Raw genomic sequence first — 17,715 nt, forward strand, 5'->3', positions numbered from 1 at the left:
ATGGCTCCGATCGACCGGAGACAACAGGTGATACAGGCGGCTGCGCAGTCGTTTTCCATGTTCGGCTATAAGGCAACCACGATGGATCAGGTGGCGAAGATCGCTAATGTCGGCAAAGGGACGATCTACACTTTTTTCACGAATAAAGAGCAGTTGTTCGACCAGATTCTGGTGGAAGTGATCCAGGAAATGAAGAACATTGCCCACAGGGAGGTTCACCGGGAGAGCACGTTTTTTGATAATTTGTTTCGGGTGCTGGACTCGTTGCTGGAATTCCGACGCGATCATGAGCTGCTTGTGAAGCTTTCCCAGGAGTTGAAGGATTTCGGGACGCTGCAGGCCAAGGACGGCTTGGAAAAAGTAGAGAAGGTCATTTCCGACTTTTTGGCCAGTCACTTGGAGAAGGCAAAGGAGCGCGGGGAAATCAAGGACTGCGATCCGAACATCGTGTCTTTTATGATGATCCGCTTGTACATTGCGCTGACCTCGGATTGGAACAAACAGCATGAACCTCTTGGCAAAGAGGAAATCAAGAATCATTTTCGCCTTTTTTTAATGGAAGGAATTGCTGCAGCAACGTAAACCATACTTGTTCTATAATAGTAGAATGACGTTTGAGGAGCATGATCCATGCATAGGTTGCGGCAGTGAGGCTTGTCGGGAGACAGGTTGTTTTTTTGCTCTGGATTGACCGTTTGGGGAAAGTGGTCATTCCGTATTTCTGAAAATTTCATAATAAGTCCTGCTCCATGAGCAGAGAGAAGTAAGGGGAGAAACCAATTGAAATCATTATCCGTGTTTTTCAAGGATGTGGGATCGGCCGTGAGAAACCCGAAGGTGTTGATCCCCGTCATTGCTGTCATGTTTATTCCTATTTTGTATAGCGGTATCTACCTTGCCGCATACTGGGACCCATACGGTAAAGTGGATCAGATGCCGGTTGCGGTGGTCAATCTCGACAAAGGAGCTGAGCTTGAAGGCAAATCCCTTCATATCGGCAACGATCTGATCGACGAGCTCAAAAAGAACGATGACTTCAAGTGGGACTTTGTATCCGCGGAGCAAGCCAAAAAAGGCATTCAGGATGACAAGTACTACATGCAGATCACGATTCCGCAAAATTTCTCGTCCCAGGCGACAACGCTGCTGGACGACAAACCGCAGCCTGCGGAGTTGATCTACGAGCCGAACGGCAATTACAGCTTCGTCGGTGCGCAGATCGGCAAAACGGCCATCAAGGACCTGAAATCGAAGGTGTCCGCCAAAGTGACCGAGGCCTATGCGGAAACGCTGCTCGACAAGTTCTCCGAAGTATCGGACGGATTGGCTGATGCAGGCGAAGGCGCAGGCAAGCTGACGGACGGTGCTGGCGAACTGGACGACGGCGCAGTGAAGCTCAAGGATAATTTGGCGAAGCTGGCCGACGGGACATTGGAACTCCAAAAAGGATTGTCTCCGCTGAGCGATGGCGTCAGTGCGCTGCATACCGGCGCAAGTAAGCTCGAAACAGGAACGGCGAGCCTGGTGTCCGGATTGAATCAACTTCACACAGCGGCCCAAACGCAGCTGCAAAGCGGTGCGGACCAGTTGAAAGAAGGCAGCGACAAGCTGGCTGCAGGACTTAAGTCCTCCCTGGATGGAACGAGCAAGCTGCAAACCGGGCTCCAATCGTCCGAACAGGGAAGCGCCCAGTTGTCCGAAGGGCTGCAAAGCGCAGTGGAGGGCAGCAGCAAGCTGTCAAACGGACTGCTGTCTGCGGTGGACGGCAGCGAAAAGGTGGCCGGCGGAGCGAAAAGCGTTGCCGACGGCTTGAAGCAGCTTGCGGCGTCGAATCCGGAACTGGCCGCAAGCGAGGATGTGCAGAAGCTGGTGGCTGCAAGTGAGGCCGTAGCCGACGGCAGCGCGCAGCTGCACGAGAGCGAGCAGCAGCTGGCCGCAGGGGCAGCGCAATTGCATGAGGGCAACCAGAAGCTTGCCGCAGGAGCTGCCCAATTGCATGACGGCCAGAAACAATTGCTTGCCGGTGCAGACCAACTGGTAAACGGTCAGCAGCAGCTGCTGACAGGAGCCGGTCAACTTAGCCAAGGCGGCGCGAAGTTGTCCGACGGGCTGAAACAATTCACCGCCAAGCTGGGCGAAGCCGCGAGCGGCGGCACGCAGCTGGCGGACGGTGCCAAACAGCTGGGTACAGGCACAAGCGCGCTGCAAACGGGTGTGAGCAAGCTCAGCAACGGTGTCAGCACGCTGACCGATGGATCGAAACAGCTCGGCGATGGTGCAGGCAAGCTGTCAAACGGCTTGTCCGAACTGAAGGACGGTTCTAGCGAGCTTGCCACCAAACTGAATGACGCTGCCGACAAAACGTCGGAAGTGAAGAAAACGGATGATGTGGTTAGCATGTTCGCCGAACCGGTGAACTCTTCGGAGAACGAAGCCGAAGGGGTATCCAACTATGGTACCGGACTGACGCCGTTCTTCCTGTCGATCGGGTTGTTCGTTGGATCGCTCATTTCCACGATCATTCTAAAAATGCGTGACACGTCCGTGCCGAACGCATCCGGTTGGAGCCGGTTTGTCAGCCGTACACTTGTCTTTGGTGGCATGAGCGTGTTCCAGTCGGTCATTGTGGCCAGCTTTATGCTCTATGGTCTCGGTCTGGAAACGCACAGCGTGCCGCTGTTCTACCTGTTCACGATCATTACGGGCCTGACCTTCATGTTTATCGTGCAGGCGCTCGTAACCTGGCTCGACCTGCCTGGGCGTTACGTGGTCATCCTGCTGCTGGTATTCCAGTTGGCGGCAAGCGCCGGAACATTCCCGGTGGAATTGATTCCAGGCTGGCTGCAATCGTTCAGCCCTTGGCTGCCGATGACGCATAGCATCATGGGCTTCAAAGCCGTCGTTTCGAGCGGCAACTTTGACGTGATGTGGCATCAGGCCGGAATACTCGCCATCTATGCGGGTGCATCGGTGCTGCTCACATTGGGCTTCTTCCTTTGGAACGGCAAACGTCGCACGAAAAAAGCGGCGGAAGCAGCGGAATCGGGTCAAGTCGTGACGGCATAATATTGAAGTGAACCGGAGTTTGGAACCGGCCTTTGGTGGTTCGTTCGAAACCGGGATGTGAAAGTGGTTGAAAAACGATCAATTCACTATCAAAATTATGCAATATAGTGTACAAAAAGTGCAAATAGCTTATGCCCCCTAAAAAGGGCATAAGCTATTTTTGCATAGGATTGCATGCCTGGCGCGCGATTTGCTGGACCGCCGGATCCGATTTTGGCGAAAAGAGGGGGAAATGCAGGCCCCATATGGAATGTTTTTCTTTTGTCAGCAGATAAAATCAGTTGTACTCTTGCGCGAAATGTGTATAATTATTCGAAAAAGAGTTGGATTTTAGCGTTACCGCACTAACGCTTCACTGCAAAACAATTCTTATCAGAGGTATTAAAAAGTTTAAATTGCGCTGATGTTAGGTCGGTGTTAAAATGATAGAACTTATTAAACACGTCGCTCCATTTTTAACGGCCATGCCAGTGGCCGAAAATGCCAATCATCATGCATTCGTGCCCGCCCGGGCCGCGGACGGCATGTAACCTTCAAGGCATATACCGAACTACGACAGCGCTCTTGAATCGGACGGCCATTGTGCCGCCACTCCGCAATTTTGGCAGGCACTTGCATCAAGTTGCCGGCTCCTCCCGTCTCAATGTTGCTTGTCGCCAAAGTCTGGATCTCCGAAATACTTCATTAATAGAAAGGTTGCGTTCCATGAAACAGATCGGATTACCACCCAAACAGGGTCTGTATGACCCGCAATTCGAAAAAGATGCATGCGGAATGGGCTTTGTGGCCCATATCAAAGGTGTAGCTTCACACGATATCGTTAGCCAGGCGCTGACCATGCTCAGTAACATGGAGCACCGTGGCGGACAGGGCAGTGAACCGAATTCCGGTGACGGAGCCGGTATTTTGATCCAGATTCCTCATCGCTTTTTTGCGAAGGAGGCGGAACGTCTCGGTTTTGCTTTGCCAGAACAAGGACATTATGGCGTAGGCATGCTCTTCCTTTCCCATGATCCGGCCATTCGCGGCGCCCATGAGGAAAGCCTCAAAAAAATCATTGAAGAAGAAGGCCAAACGGTGCTCGGATTCCGCGATGTGCCTACCTACGATGGCATGCTGGGTCGTTCCGCGCTTGCAGCGAAACCTCATGTCCGTCAGGTATTCATCGGCAAGTCCGAGGACATCAAGGACGAGATGGCTTTCGAGCGCAAGCTGTACGTCATTCGCAGACGCGCGGAGCTGGCGATCCGTTATTCGCCTGAGGCGCAAGCCGGCGATTCCTTCTATCTGCCAAGCTTGTCTTGCCGCAAAGTGGTATATAAAGGAATGCTTACGACAGAGCAGGTCGGAGAATTTTACCTGGATCTGCAGGAGGACCTGGTGGAATCCGCGATCGCGCTCGTGCACTCCCGTTTCAGCACGAACACGTTCCCGAGCTGGGAACGCGCGCATCCGTACCGCTTCATGATCCACAACGGCGAGATCAATACGATGCGCGGCAACGTGAACTGGATGCATGCTCGCCAGTCGCTGTTCGAGAGCGAAGTGTTCGGCAGCGACATCGACAAAGTGAAACCGATCATCAACCCGGACGGCTCGGATACCGCGATGTTCGACAATACGCTGGAGTTCCTTTATTTGAGCGGACGTTCCCTGCCTCAGGTGGCCATGATGATGGTACCGGAGCCGTGGAGCACGGATGAAGGCATGGATCCGGCCAAAAAAGCATTTTATGAATACCACAGCACGCTGATGGAGCCATGGGATGGACCGGCGGCGATGGGCATCACCGACGGCGTGCAAATTTGCGCAACGCTGGACCGCAACGGTTTGCGTCCTGCCCGTTATTATGTAACGAAAGACGACCGCATTATTTTGTCCTCCGAGGTAGGGGTACTGGATATCGCACCGGAAGACATCCTTTACAAAGACCGTCTGCGTCCTGGACGGATGCTGATCGTGGATACGCAGGAAGGACGCATTATCTCCGATGAGGAAGCAAAAACGAAAATCGCGGCTGAAAATCCGTACCAGGCATGGCTGGACGAACATCTCGTAGACCTGAAGGAACTGCCTGAAGCGCCTGAGCTGCCGGAGCCGAAGCATGATAACGTGACCCAGCTGCAGCTTGCGTACGGTTATTCCTTCGAAGAACTGCGCAAAATTCTGGAGCCGATGGCGTCCACCGGAATGGAAGCGACAGGTTCGATGGGATACGATGCACCGCTTGCGGTGTTGTCCGATCGCCCGCAGCGGTTGTACAACTACTTCAAGCAGATGTTTGCCCAAGTCACGAACCCGCCGATCGATGCGATTCGTGAGGAGATCGTAACCTCGACGGCAACGACCATCGGGCCTGAGCGCAACCTGCTGAACCCGGAACCGGAGAGCTGTCGTCAGATTCGTCTCGAGACGCCGGTTCTGTCCAACGAGGATTTTGCGAAAATCCGCCACGTCCGCCGTCCGGGCTTCCGCTCGATGACGATTCCGATCTTCTTCGCGGCGAAAGAAGGCGCGGAAGGATTGCGCAAAGCGATGGACCTGCTCTTCGAAGCAGCGGATCGCGTTATCGATAAAGGGCACAACATCCTGATCCTGTCGGACCGCGGCGTGGATGCGGAAAATGCGGCCATTCCTGCATTGCTTGCCGTTGCCGGTCTGCACCATCATCTGATCCGTCAGGGGACAAGAACGAAAGTCAGCATTTTGCTGGAATCGGGAGAACCGCGCGACATTCATCACTATGCCCTGCTGCTTGGCTATGGGGTAAGCGCCGTGAACCCGTATCTGGCATTCGAAACGCTGGATGACATGATCCGCCAAGGCATGCTGCGCGGCATCTCGCATGAGAAGGCGGTTAAAAACTATATTAAAGCGGCGACCAAAGGGGTTATTAAAATCCTGTCCAAAATGGGGATTTCCACGATCCAGTCCTATCGCGGAGCACAAATCTTCGAAGCGGTCGGTTTGAAATCCGATTTCGTAGACCGCTATTTCACCTGGACGCCTTCCCGGATCGGCGGGATTGGCTTGGAAGAAGTCGCTGCGGAGGCGCTTAGCCACCACAACCGCGCGTTTACGGAGAAGGACGGCAATGACAAAGTGCTGGATTCCGGCGGTGAATACCAATGGCGCAATGACGGGGAGGAGCATCTGTTCAACCCGCAAACGATCCACACGCTGCAGCACGCCGTTCGCACCGGTGATTATAAACTGTACAAAAAGTATTCCAAGCTGGTACAGGGCGAGAACGAGCAAATGCTCACCATCCGTTCCATGCTGAAGCTGAAACCGGTCGGTCCAGCTATTCCGCTGGATGAGGTTGAGCCGCTCGAAGCGATCATGCGTCGTTTCAAAACGGGAGCCATGTCTTTCGGTTCCATCAGCAAAGAGGCGCATGAGGACCTCGCGATTGCAATGAACCGCGTCGGCGGCAAATCGAACACGGGCGAAGGCGGGGAGGATCCAGCACGTTTCGTGCCGGATGCCAACGGCGATTCCCGTCGCAGCGCGATCAAGCAGGTTGCGTCCGGCCGATTCGGCGTAACGTCCAACTACCTGGTCAATGCGGACGAAATTCAGATCAAAATGGCCCAAGGCGCGAAACCGGGCGAGGGCGGGCAGCTGCCTGGACGCAAAGTGTATCCTTGGGTTGCCGAGGTCCGCGGATCAACGCCTGGCGTAGGTCTGATCTCTCCGCCGCCGCATCACGACATCTACTCCATCGAGGATTTGGCGGAGCTTATCTATGATCTCAAAAACGCCAACCCTCGCGCGGAAATCAACGTGAAGCTGGTATCCGAAGTGGGCGTAGGAACGATCGCGGCCGGCGTAGCCAAAGGCCGTGCAGACATCATTCTCGTCAGCGGATACGATGGGGGTACAGGTGCGTCACCTCAAGGCTCGATCCGCCATGCGGGCATGCCGTGGGAGCTTGGCTTGGCCGAGACACACCAGACGTTGATGCTCAACAACTTGCGTGATCGCATCGTGCTGGAGACCGATGGTAAAATGCTCAATGGTCGTGACCTTGCAGTTGCGGCTCTGCTTGGAGCCGAAGAATACGGATTCTCGACGGCACCGCTCGTGGCGCTGGGATGCATCATGATGCGTGTATGTCAAATGGATACTTGTCCGGTGGGCGTGGCCACGCAAAATCCGGAACTGCGCAAAAATTATATGGGCGATCCGGCCCATGTCGTAAACTTCATGCGTTTCGTCGCCGAAGAAATGCGCGAAATCATGGCAGAATTGGGCTTCCGCACGATCCAAGAGATGGTTGGCCGTACCGACTGTCTGGAAGCTGCGGATGCCGCGGACCATTGGAAGAAAAAAGGCGTGGATCTGTCCGTGCTGCTGCACGTGCCGGAAATGCCGGAAGGTTCTGCGCGCTACCGTACGCAGTTCCAGAACCATGGTCTGGAAGAAACGCTGGATATGCAGCAGCTGCTGCCGCTGGCGCAGCCTGCGCTCGAATCCGGGCAACCGGTGGAAGGCGTGCTGCCGATCACCAACGTCAACCGTGCCGTCGGAACCATTCTGGGCAGCGAGGTTACGCGCAAGTATGGTCTTGCCGGACTGCCTGAGGATACCATTCAATTCAAATTCATCGGCTCTGCGGGACAAAGCTTCGGTGCGTTTATTCCAAAAGGCATGACGATGACGGTTGAAGGGGATTCCAATGACTATGTAGGCAAAGGACTGTCCGGAGGCAAACTGATTGTGATGCCTTCTCCGAAAGCGACATTTGCGGCTGAGGAAAACATCATCATCGGCAACACCGCCCTGTATGGAGCAACCAGCGGGGAAGCGTACATTCGCGGAATCGCCGGCGAACGCTTTGCGGTTCGTAATTCGGGGGCTAACGTCGTCGTGGAAGGCGTGGGAGACCATGGCTGTGAATACATGACCGGTGGGCGCGTTGTCGTGCTCGGCGATACAGGCCGTAACTTTGCGGCAGGAATGTCCGGAGGCATAGCATACGTTTATGATCCGAAAGGCACATTCTTGCAGCGGTGCAACCTGGAGATGGTTCTGCTTGAACGTGTGGAAAGCACGGAAGAGAGTGCCGAACTGCGCGGCATGATCCAGCGCCATGTGGCCTTCACTGGCAGTGAAGCGGGTCAGCGCATTCTGGATCAATGGCAGTCATCCCTGGCTGACTTCGTTCGTGTCATTCCGAAGGACTTCAAACGCATGACGGAACAAATTGAGCGTGCACAGGCTTCGGGCCTGACGGGCGAAGCTGCGCTGCTGGCCGCTTTCGAAGCCAATATGCGTGAGCTTGCTCGAACCGGAGGCTAAGCCGTCCGTTTATATTCAAACATTTTGCTTCATTATATAACCGAAAATAAAAGCAGGAGCCTAACGACAACGCGATTGGTGTCGTTAGGCTCCTGTTTTGTTTTCGACAAAATTAGAACCACCCTCAAAAACGTTCTCGCCACAAGACGACAACATAGATATGGCAACTCAAGTATAATAAGAACAGTTTTGGAGTCAGGAAAGTATAGTAAAGAGAGGGTTAGCGGAATGAATATGAAGCATCCACACAGTCGCAGACCTAGACCGACAAAAGGCAAACCGGTGGAAACTACCAAGCTGGACATCACCAAGGTGTTGCTGCAATGCGGGATCAAACCTGAACGCTGGGAACAATTCGTATCCTCCGCGACCGGCAAGCGTTCTTGACCGCAATGACATACATGGATCGGAGGGAAATAAAGAAGAGACGAAAAAACCCAGGTACCGAAAAAGATCATCTTCATCGGACTGGGTCTTTTTATTTGTTCCTCATTTCATGCTGCGTTCCATCCGGACAAAAGCAATAAAGCGACGGGCCTCTTCTTCGGTAAGAGGTTTACCGTCGATCATTAAATCGAAACGATCCAGCACTTCCTTGTCCGATAATTCAAGGGAGTCCACGAATTCCCGCACATCTTCGTCCATCACCACATCCGTGTGTTGCGTGCGGCCAACGAGATAATCGATAGATACCCCAAAGATATCGGCAAGTTTGGTTAAGACTTCAAAATCGGGTTTGCGACGATTCTTTTCATAGTGAGAGAGAGCAGCTCTGGTGATATGAATGGAGCTCGCAAGTTCTTCTTGAGTAAGTCCCCGCTGTTCCCTTAATTCAGCAATGCGATTTCCGTAATTCATAAGCTTATCCCCCTGAACGCCAAGTCAAATAATTTTCAACGATCCCAAGCCATTATTTTGATCAGGGCAGCTATCTGCAATACGTCGAACAAGATCCGGCATTCCGATCAAGCCAATATTTATCCCGGGCCCAGTTCGAAAAAGTAATATCTTCCCATGGATTCTGACCAAATATAGTTCTGTCTAAGGACATCTCATATTGTCGTATATCAAAAGAACCATGTCCAAATACCGCTTGACATGATACTTATTGTATCGTAAATTGAACCTATAGAGTTACGAAATGTATCATTTGGAATAATTTAAGTGTAACCAAGCTGCCTGCACAATATACATCCGGCAAGATGCGTCATATTGCGGGCTATCCCATCCTTTAAAGGAATGAAAACATGGAACCAATGTTAAGCGAGTGGGCCAAATTGGAACTAAACGTTCATATGTACATTCACGCGTTTCAAGGCAAACAGGTAGAACGAAAGCGGCGTCCAGTTATGCTGCTCGGCATGGATACCAAGGAGCTCACGTTCCTTAGCGATCTAGACCTGCCCATCTCACCGGAAATGGTGATCGGATTGGACGTGGAAGATCATCATGCGTGCTTGCGGCTTCAAGCCGTACTTCAATGGAAGCAGCCGTTTGGAGAGCTGATATTGTATCATTCAAAGCTGCATATTCAGCAAGAGCAAGCACTATATATAACAGGACAGTTAAACAACATGCTTCGAGATGTGCAGTTTCCGGTTGTTCCGCGAGATCCGTATGAAAAATCGCCGCAACCCCCGATTACTGCGAAAAACATCCATTACATCGATTTTACCATATAAAGTCGAAGGCAATCTAAACATTTTCTAAACAAGCATTACTTAACGCCATTTTACTATATTTTATGTCGTTATGCATTAGTTCTTTAACACCAAAACAATTGCGCAAGAAATACGGGGCGAGGAGGAGCATACATTGAGGAAGTTTGGTTATGGTTGAAATACACTGCCACATTTTATTCGGTCTGGATGATGGTCCCTTCCATGTGGAACAATCCGTCGCTATGGCCGAGAAGGCGGCAGTCTCCGGAATTACCTCCATTATTGCCACTCCGCATCACTTGAACGGGCATTATAATAATGACCCGATTGTGGTCAATCAGGCAGTGAAACTGCTTCAGGAAGAGCTGGGAGAGCGTAATATTCACCTGGAGATTCGCCCCGGACAAGAGATCAGGGTACATGACAACCTGATCGATGACCTGTACGCCGGAAGATGCTGCACGCTGGCCGGAAGCCGTTACATGCTGCTGGAATTGCCCTTTGACCACATTCCCCCGAAGTTGTCCGACATTTTATATGAACTCAAAATGGCGGGCATTGTTCCGATTCTTGCTCATCCGGAAAGAAATCGCGTTTTGCTGCGCAAGCCGAAATTGTTAGCAGAGTATTTGAGGCAAGGTGGATTATGCCAGCTTACATCCCAATCGTTCACGGGGCTTTTCGGGCGGAAAGTTCAGAAATGGTGTTTTCATTTTTGCAAAGAAAACGGATTTCATTTCATTTCATCGGATGCTCATGACATTCAAGTGAGGACGTTTGCATTGCGAGAGGCTTATGCACTAATTGAACGTAAGTTTGGGCACAGATTCGTTCAAGTTTTGCAGGATAATGCAGGTTCATTATGGTGGAACAGAAGAGTGAAGGGCGAAAAGTTAACCCGAAGACGAAGGTTCCTGTTTTGACAACCAGCGGCAAGGCCATCAGGTGAATTAAAAAGCAGATTTGAATGGAGGAAATGGCGTGGAACTTAAAGAGTACATGAAGATTTTGCGTAAACGAATCTGGATCATTGTCACATTTGTGTTGGTTGCCTGCGTAGGAGCTGGGGTGAAAAGTTATTTCTTTACTACTCCTATATATGAAGCGAACACCAAATTAATCGTGAATCAGGCGTACAATACGGATGGAGTGCCTAGTCTCGATATTTCTTCGATTCAGACGAATATAAAGGTGATTAGTTCATACATGGAAATCATTAAATCTTCAGCCATCCTCGATAAAGTGGTTACTACATACCCCGATCTTGGTTTAGACGCGAATCAACTGCTTCGTAACATCAAGGTATCTACCGCAAACGAGTCTCAAGTGATGAACTTGACCGCCCTTGGAGTGTCCTACGAAAAAGCCGCTAAAACAGCGAATGCCGTCGCGAAGGTATTTCAAAAACAAATCCCTACTATTATGAAGGTCGACAATGTGACAATTCTAAGCGAGGCCAAACCGACAGAAGTGTCCAAACCTATTAATTTCAATCCAACGATGAATATTATGGTCAGCTTTTTTGTTGGTCTCTTGCTTGCTGTAGGTTTTGTGATTTTATTGGAATATTTGGATGACACGATTAAAACGGAAGATGAGCTGGAGAAGGAGCTTGGTATCCCGGCCCTTGCCGTGATCTCCAAGATTAGAAAAGAGGAAGCACGTGCATCTAAGCTAAATTCGGCACATCCAAAGAAAGTAGGTGACGGTCAGTATGCCACGGCAAACCAATGATAAAGGCGGCCTCATTACGATGGCTAACCCGCAATCCAACTCGTCGGAGGCATATCGTAAACTGCGGACGAATATTCAATTTTCGTCCATCGACAGCCAGATCAGAACGATTATGATTGCTTCCGCGATATCGGGCGAGGGCAAGACAACAACGATTGGGAATTTGGCCGTAGCCTATGCGCAAGTAGGGAAGAAAGTGTTACTTATGGATACCGATCTGCGGAAGCCGGCAGTGCATCGAATGTTTAATGTGCCGAACCATATTGGCCTGACGAGTGTATTGTCGAGTCAATACCAAATCACGGAGGTTCTGAGGGAGACCGGTGTTGAAGGACTGCATGTGCTTACATCTGGTCCAATTCCTCCTAATCCTTCGGAAATGATCGGATCGCGAAAAATGCTCGCGTTGCTCGAAGATTTGAAGGAAGAGTATGACGTTATCCTATTTGATACACCTCCTGTGTTAGCCGTATCAGATGCACTGATTATCAGTTCCTTGGTGGATGGAGTCATTCTTGTAGTGAGTGCGGGCAAAGTCAAGAAAGATCTCGTCAAAAAGGCTAAAGCTCATCTGGAACATGTTAATGCACGTATACTTGGAGCGGCGCTGAACAACGTTCAGCTATCCAAGGGACAGTATGGCGAGGATGCTTAAAAGGTAGTGTCGTCTGACAGTCCATTCAATCGTCGTTATTAACATTTCCAAGGTCATGTCTACTATACCTCTATCAAGGTAGACACTCGGTCACACTGTGGGTAGTGTACCTTAGACGTTCATCGTCGAGGGTGTGATGTGAGGTAGGGTTAAATGCCCAATCAAATAATCATCTTTTATGTTGTTATGAAATCTAGTTTCATAAAAATATTAGAGGATAGGGTGGTTTTTATGAGTAGAGTTAGGAAAGCAATCATTCCTGCGGCGGGTTTGGGAACCCGATTTTTGCCTGCCACGAAGGCGATGCCTAAAGAAATGCTCCCTATCGTAGACAAGCCAACCATTCAATACATTGTAGAGGAAGCCATTGCTTCAGGGATCGAGGATATTATCATTGTGACAGGTAAAGGCAAACGTGCCATTGAGGATCATTTTGACAGTGCGTTCGAGCTGGAGCAGAATTTGCTGGAAAAAGGGAAACACTCCTTGCTTGAAGAGGTCAAAAAATCCTCTAACGTTGATATTCATTACATACGACAAAAGGAGCCTCTAGGTCTCGGGCATGCCGTCTGGTGTGCGCGGAACTTTATTGGTAATGAACCGTTTGCCGTACTGCTTGGCGATGATATTGTTGTTTCTGACGTACCTTGCACCAGACAGTTGATCCAGCAGTATGAGGAGGTTCAACAAGCGGTTCTGGGTGTGAAAACGGTGAGTCCAAGCGAAACATACCGTTATGGTATCATTGATCCTTTGCATACGGAAGGCCGATTGTCCTCGGTTAGCAGCATGGTGGAGAAGCCACCTCTGGGCTCGGCTCCCTCCAATCTGGCCATTATGGGCCGTTACATTTTGACGCCGGATGTATTTCGGTATCTGGAAGCGCAGCATATCGGCGCTGGGGGAGAAATCCAATTAACAGATGCACTACAAAAGTTGAATGATGATAGGGGCTTATATGCCTATGATTTTGAAGGAACTCGTTACGATGTGGGAGAGAAGCTTGGTTACATTCTGACCACGCTTGATTTCGCACTGAACAATGCAGAACTTCGTGCGCCCGTACTAACCGCCATTGAAGATATCTTGATGAGAGAGCATTTGAAACATCGTATGCTTGTGGGTGGAGGGGATAGTCTGTGAACCTCTCAGGACCGGAATATGTAGTAAACCGTGAAGCTGCCGTGCAAGAGGGAACTGCAGCAGTCCTGGATCAGACTTGTTCCCGGCGAGTTGGAGGTTATGCGGATTTCTGGAAACCGTTTATCGATGTCATGGTAGCAGCCGTACTGTTGCTCGCCGTTTCACCTGTGATGATCCTTGTAGCTATTATGATCAAACTCGATTCTCGAGGACCCGTTCTATTTCGCCAGGATCGCTATGGAAAGAATGGTACGAAGTTCAGCATTTATAAATTCAGAACCATGTATACGGATGCACCCAAATACAGTGTTTCTCCTACAAGCAGTCTAGACCCGCGGATAACCCGAATCGGCAGAATCCTTCGCAAGACGAGTCTGGATGAATTGCCGCAGCTGTTGAATATTCTTAAAGGAGAAATGAGTTTTATCGGGCCGAGGCCGGAGATAAAAACGATTGTTGAGCAAGAGTACACCGAGCTGGAACGCAGACGGTTTATTGTGAAACCGGGAATAACCGGCTTGTGGCAGGTCAGTGAAGCGCGCAAAGAGCCAATTCACCACAATCTGCAGTATGATTTCCATTATATTTCGAATATTTCCTTGAGCATGGACATCAAAATTATCATTCAAACCCTACGTGTCATGATTAAAAGCAATACGTTTTGACCTATTATAATGGAGCGTGATCGGATTGAAACATATCGTTGTGACGGGCGCAGCCGGGTTCTTGGGTTCACATCTCGTCAAATCTCTGGTTGGGCAAGGCCATCGTGTTACCGGATTGGATAATCTGTCCACCGGCGTTATATCCAATTTACAAGAGGTGGCGGAAAGCCCCCTCTTTTCTTTTGTCGAAGCGGATGTTACCGTTCCTGCGTCGTTGAGTTTTCTAGACGATGAGCCGCTGGATGAAATCTACCATCTTGCATCACCAGCTTCGCCCAAATTTTATCAAGCCGATTCTTTGGGTACAATTTGGGTCAACACACAAGGGACGTATCATATGCTGGAGCTTGCTCGCCTCAAAGGTGCACGGTTCCTCTACTCCAGCACAAGTGAAGCTTATGGTGATCCGGAAGTGCATCCGCAGCCTGAAAGCTATCGTGGTTACGTGAACACATGGGGACCACGAGCTTGTTACGATGAGTCCAAACGTTTAGGTGAAGTGCTCTGTTACGAATATTATACGAAGCATCAGGTAGCCGTGAGGGTAGCTCGCATTTTTAATACGTATTCTGCGGGGTTGCGCAACGACGATGGTCGGGTAATTTCGAATTTTGTGACCCAAGCGCTGACTGGTCGAGATATTACCGTATATGGGGATGGTTCGCAGACCCGGTCATTCTGCTATGTGGACGATAACATCCAGGGATTGCAAAAATTGATGGCATCGGATCAGGCAGAAGGGGAAATTGTAAACATCGGTAACCCATCCGAATACAGCGTGCTTGAAGTGGCTCACCTCGTTAAGCGGCTTACACAGTCGGAGAGCCATATCGTATATATGCCTTTGCCTCAGGATGATCCCAAAGTCAGAAGACCGGTCATTGACAAAGCCAAAAAATTGCTGGATTGGGAGCCGAAAATCGGTCTGGAAGAGGGGCTCGGTCGCATGATCGAACATTATCGTTCCATGCTGCTGGGGACGACCTGATCCTATGGCCAAAGTATTAATTGCCCACAGCCTCTATCCGCCGAACATCATTGGGGGGGCTGAGGTGTCCACCCAAATCCTGGCACAGACGTTGCGTCGTCGATATGAAGTTCAAGTCGTGACCGTTGGCCGGCATAACGACAGAAAGGTCCAACTCGACCGTGTGAATGGAATCGATGTATTCCGTTTGCCTTATAACAATCAGTACTGGGTTGGAGATATCGAGAGGCAATCATCGGTGGCAAGTAAAGTCATGTGGCGCATTCAGGATATATTCAACCTGAGGCAATATCGGCACATTAAAGAGATTCTTGTCCGCGAAAGGCCCGATCTGGTCCATACGCAAAATCTACCAGGTATTAGCTTGGCGATCTGGAGAGCTGCCCGTGAGCTGAATATTCCGGTTGTACATACGCTTCGGGATTACTCTTTGATCGAACCGATTGGTATTTCGGTTTATTCCAAGATCTATAGAGTCTTTTCACGAAAATCCAGTCAAACGATCTCGTCCGTCATTGGCATTTCCGGCCATATTCTTGGGACTCACACCGGACTTGGATTTTTCGAGGGCTCCAGCAAACATGTCGTACACAACATTGTAGAAAATGATGCAGATGCGGCAGAGCTATACGAACAGAAAAAAGTGAACGTTAATGGCCCGCTCCATATCGGGTATTTTGGCCAACTTACCGAAGTGAAGGGCGTTCAGTATCTGATTGAGGCATTCAAGGAGCTTGGGCCAGATATTGCAGGTCAACTGCATATTTTTGGCGAAGGTCCTCTGCTTTCTTCCTTACAACAATCCGCAGCCTCGGATAATCGCATCAAATTTGAAGGGAAAATTGCCAAAACGGAGATTGCCAGACAGATGGCAGCGATGGACCTTGTCATTGTCCCTTCGATTTGGGGGGAGCCATTTGGAAGAGTGGTCATTGAATCCTATCAAGTAGGGACACCGGTGTATGCATCGCGTGTCGGAGGAATGGTGGAAATTTTGCTGGATGCGGACGATTTTTCGTTTGATCGCCAAAGCTCAGAGGCGATCAAGCAGTCCATTTTGCGATATTTTCATTTGAGTGAGGAGCAGAAAGAAAAAATAAAAGAACGTTGCTATGACCACAGCCAGACCTTCAATGAATCTTATCTTCTCTCTAACCATGTGAATATTTACGATAAGCTGATCAGACATGGGGGTTAAACATATAGATGGCATCTATAGAGATGGGAAGACCCGTATATGGGATATCTTTGGTTGAACCTAAGCATTCGCTGTTGAAGCTTTCAATCCATGCTTTGTTAGTATACTTGGCATGTTATGGACTAATTTCTATATATGTCGACAATATCATTGTTCGTTCTCTCAAAGATGTGGGAATGTCCTTGTTGGCCATTTATGCTTTAAGCAAAGTGTATCACGAGCAAAGAACATTTATCGTACCCTTTCTATTTTTGCTAGGATCTATATTTTTCTTAGGTTCATTGAATTTGTTGCTTGGAGGAAGTTTCGTTGCGCTGATTTATGGATTCAAGATTACCTTTTTGCCGATGATGATGGTATTCATTGGCATGTTAATCGCTAAATTCAATGCTGTGGAGTTGTTCGCTAGAACAAATTTGTTCATCCTGGTCCTTCTCATTATAGGCTGGCTTATTCAATATTCGCTTGGAATAGAGAAGCTGATCTCGCTTGGATTCGTCTATGGCGTAAATATAAAAAATTATTTTGAGGGAGTACCGCGTCTACCCTCGATCACCTATTCACCAGACGGATATGCTTATGCCTTGTTGATTTCAGGACTAATTGCCGAGAAAGTCCGTTTGGCAAGAAACTATCGAATAATTCGCCTATCGATTCAGCTGCTTACGATTAGTTTTTTGTTTATGTCTACCATTCGTTCTGCGTTGGTCTTATGGGGAGTGTATCAGATTGTCATGTTCCTCCTCCATATGCGTCAGTACAACAAACGCAACTTGTTGTTGTTGTCCAGCGTGTTTTTCCTGCTTCCGGCGGCAACTGTGCTTGGGGTACAAGTTTTGAACAATTACAACTTATTGTCAGTTACGTCTATGCTGGACCGTTTTCAGAACTGGGGATATGGTTTAACCTCGCCCTTCACGATGCACGGGATGATTGGGAACGGCATTGGCGCCGTGGGAGCTGCCAGTCGCCGAATGAATATGATTGGTCTACAATCCAGAGATTATGCCGTGGATAGCCAATTCTTCTCTTTTTATGAGCAAATAGGATTGATTGGGGTCATGTATATATCAATCTTATTTTTGTGGATAATGCACAGTCTCATAAAGCGAATGAAGCAGCTGCCTGTGACTGATCGCATGAAGTTACCGCAAACCGCGATCGGACTTGTTGTAGGTGTAGCAGCAGCAAGTGTTACAACGAATGTACTTGAGATGTTTCCTTCAAACGTCTTTCTTTGGTTATTTGTAGGTGCAGCCTTGTACCAGCATCGGAAAACAGAGGAAATACCATAAAGAATG

At 49.6% G+C, this 17,715-nt stretch carries 14 protein-coding genes; 13 read left to right on the forward strand and 1 reads right to left on the reverse strand.

Annotation, left to right across the window (positions count from 1 at the left end; translation table 11 throughout):
• From MKY59_RS06065 to MKY59_RS06080, 4 genes are all read left to right on the forward strand, one after another.
• Positions 1-582, forward strand: a complete 582-nt coding sequence (locus MKY59_RS06065) for a TetR/AcrR family transcriptional regulator (protein ID WP_236415250.1) — start codon at positions 1-3, stop codon at positions 580-582.
• A gap of 198 nt (positions 583-780) precedes the next feature.
• Complete coding sequence (locus MKY59_RS06070) at positions 781-3,066, forward strand: YhgE/Pip domain-containing protein (RefSeq protein WP_339276569.1); 2,286 nt, start codon at positions 781-783, stop codon at positions 3,064-3,066.
• Between the two features lie 705 nt (positions 3,067-3,771).
• Positions 3,772-8,370 (forward strand): glutamate synthase large subunit, encoded by a 4,599-nt coding sequence (gene gltB, locus MKY59_RS06075; RefSeq protein WP_339276570.1) that lies wholly within the window; start codon positions 3,772-3,774, stop codon positions 8,368-8,370.
• A gap of 228 nt (positions 8,371-8,598) precedes the next feature.
• Positions 8,599-8,757 (forward strand): hypothetical protein, encoded by a 159-nt coding sequence (locus MKY59_RS06080; RefSeq protein WP_236415245.1) that lies wholly within the window; start codon positions 8,599-8,601, stop codon positions 8,755-8,757.
• A gap of 102 nt (positions 8,758-8,859) precedes the next feature.
• On the opposite strand, the gene MKY59_RS06085 is transcribed toward MKY59_RS06080, so the two are convergent.
• Positions 8,860-9,228: a helix-turn-helix transcriptional regulator gene (locus MKY59_RS06085; RefSeq protein WP_236415243.1), complete on the reverse strand. Its 369-nt coding sequence runs from the start codon at positions 9,226-9,228 to the stop codon at positions 8,860-8,862.
• A gap of 389 nt (positions 9,229-9,617) precedes the next feature.
• Here MKY59_RS06085 and MKY59_RS06090 point away from each other — a divergent pair, with 389 nt between their 5' ends.
• The 9 genes from MKY59_RS06090 to MKY59_RS06130 all read left to right on the forward strand — a co-directional run bounded on the left by MKY59_RS06090 (position 9,618) and on the right by MKY59_RS06130 (position 17,709).
• Positions 9,618-10,052 carry a hypothetical protein gene (locus MKY59_RS06090; RefSeq protein WP_339276571.1) on the forward strand — a complete coding sequence of 145 codons (435 nt, stop codon included), beginning with the start codon at positions 9,618-9,620 and terminating at the stop codon, positions 10,050-10,052.
• A gap of 149 nt (positions 10,053-10,201) precedes the next feature.
• Positions 10,202-10,954, forward strand: a complete 753-nt coding sequence (locus tag MKY59_RS06095; protein WP_236415240.1) for a CpsB/CapC family capsule biosynthesis tyrosine phosphatase — start codon at positions 10,202-10,204, stop codon at positions 10,952-10,954.
• A 58-nt stretch (positions 10,955-11,012) separates the two neighbouring features.
• On the forward strand, positions 11,013-11,765 hold the full coding sequence (locus tag MKY59_RS06100) for a Wzz/FepE/Etk N-terminal domain-containing protein (RefSeq protein ID WP_236415239.1): 753 nt from the start codon (positions 11,013-11,015) through the stop codon (positions 11,763-11,765).
• Entirely contained in the window at positions 11,746-12,420 is a 675-nt protein-coding gene (locus tag MKY59_RS06105) for a CpsD/CapB family tyrosine-protein kinase (protein WP_236415238.1), read from the forward strand. Before MKY59_RS06100 ends, MKY59_RS06105 begins: the two co-directional genes overlap by 20 nt.
• A 231-nt stretch (positions 12,421-12,651) precedes the next feature.
• The gene (galU, locus tag MKY59_RS06110; protein ID WP_339276573.1) at positions 12,652-13,563 is read left to right on the forward strand and encodes a UTP--glucose-1-phosphate uridylyltransferase GalU; all 912 of its coding nucleotides are present in this window, start codon (positions 12,652-12,654) and stop codon (positions 13,561-13,563) included.
• Positions 13,560-14,228 (forward strand): sugar transferase, encoded by a 669-nt coding sequence (locus tag MKY59_RS06115; RefSeq protein WP_339276574.1) that lies wholly within the window; start codon positions 13,560-13,562, stop codon positions 14,226-14,228. The genes galU and MKY59_RS06115 overlap by 4 nt, the downstream gene beginning before the upstream one ends.
• A gap of 25 nt (positions 14,229-14,253) precedes the next feature.
• Positions 14,254-15,216: a UDP-glucuronic acid decarboxylase family protein gene (locus MKY59_RS06120; protein ID WP_236415235.1), complete on the forward strand. Its 963-nt coding sequence runs from the start codon at positions 14,254-14,256 to the stop codon at positions 15,214-15,216.
• A gap of 4 nt (positions 15,217-15,220) precedes the next feature.
• Positions 15,221-16,414, forward strand: coding sequence for a glycosyltransferase family 4 protein (locus tag MKY59_RS06125; RefSeq protein ID WP_339276575.1), 1,194 nt, complete (start codon positions 15,221-15,223; stop codon positions 16,412-16,414).
• Between the two features lie 8 nt (positions 16,415-16,422).
• Positions 16,423-17,709, forward strand: a complete 1,287-nt coding sequence (locus MKY59_RS06130; protein ID WP_339276577.1) for a hypothetical protein — start codon at positions 16,423-16,425, stop codon at positions 17,707-17,709.
• Positions 17,710-17,715: the final 6 nt, after the last annotated feature.

Source organism: Paenibacillus sp. FSL W8-0426 (assembly GCF_037969725.1).
Classification (GTDB): domain Bacteria; phylum Bacillota; class Bacilli; order Paenibacillales; family Paenibacillaceae; genus Paenibacillus; species Paenibacillus hubeiensis.

Bases quoted from the DNA above. Each gene is read 5' to 3' on its own strand.
- MKY59_RS06080 (WP_236415245.1), top strand. From the start codon at position 8,599: ATGAATATGAAGCATCCACACAGTCGCAGACCTAGACCGACAAAAGGC.
- MKY59_RS06095 (WP_236415240.1), top strand. From the start codon at position 10,202: ATGGTTGAAATACACTGCCACATTTTATTCGGTCTGGATGATGGTCCC.
- MKY59_RS06085 (WP_236415243.1), bottom strand. From the start codon at position 9,228: ATGAATTACGGAAATCGCATTGCTGAATTAAGGGAACAGCGGGGACTT.
- MKY59_RS06125 (WP_339276575.1), top strand. From the start codon at position 15,221: ATGGCCAAAGTATTAATTGCCCACAGCCTCTATCCGCCGAACATCATT.
- MKY59_RS06105 (WP_236415238.1), top strand. From the start codon at position 11,746: ATGCCACGGCAAACCAATGATAAAGGCGGCCTCATTACGATGGCTAAC.
- gltB (WP_339276570.1), top strand. From the start codon at position 3,772: ATGAAACAGATCGGATTACCACCCAAACAGGGTCTGTATGACCCGCAA.
- MKY59_RS06065 (WP_236415250.1), top strand. From the start codon at position 1: ATGGCTCCGATCGACCGGAGACAACAGGTGATACAGGCGGCTGCGCAG.
- MKY59_RS06130 (WP_339276577.1), top strand. From the start codon at position 16,423: ATGGCATCTATAGAGATGGGAAGACCCGTATATGGGATATCTTTGGTT.
- galU (WP_339276573.1), top strand. From the start codon at position 12,652: ATGAGTAGAGTTAGGAAAGCAATCATTCCTGCGGCGGGTTTGGGAACC.
- MKY59_RS06090 (WP_339276571.1), top strand. From the start codon at position 9,618: ATGGAACCAATGTTAAGCGAGTGGGCCAAATTGGAACTAAACGTTCAT.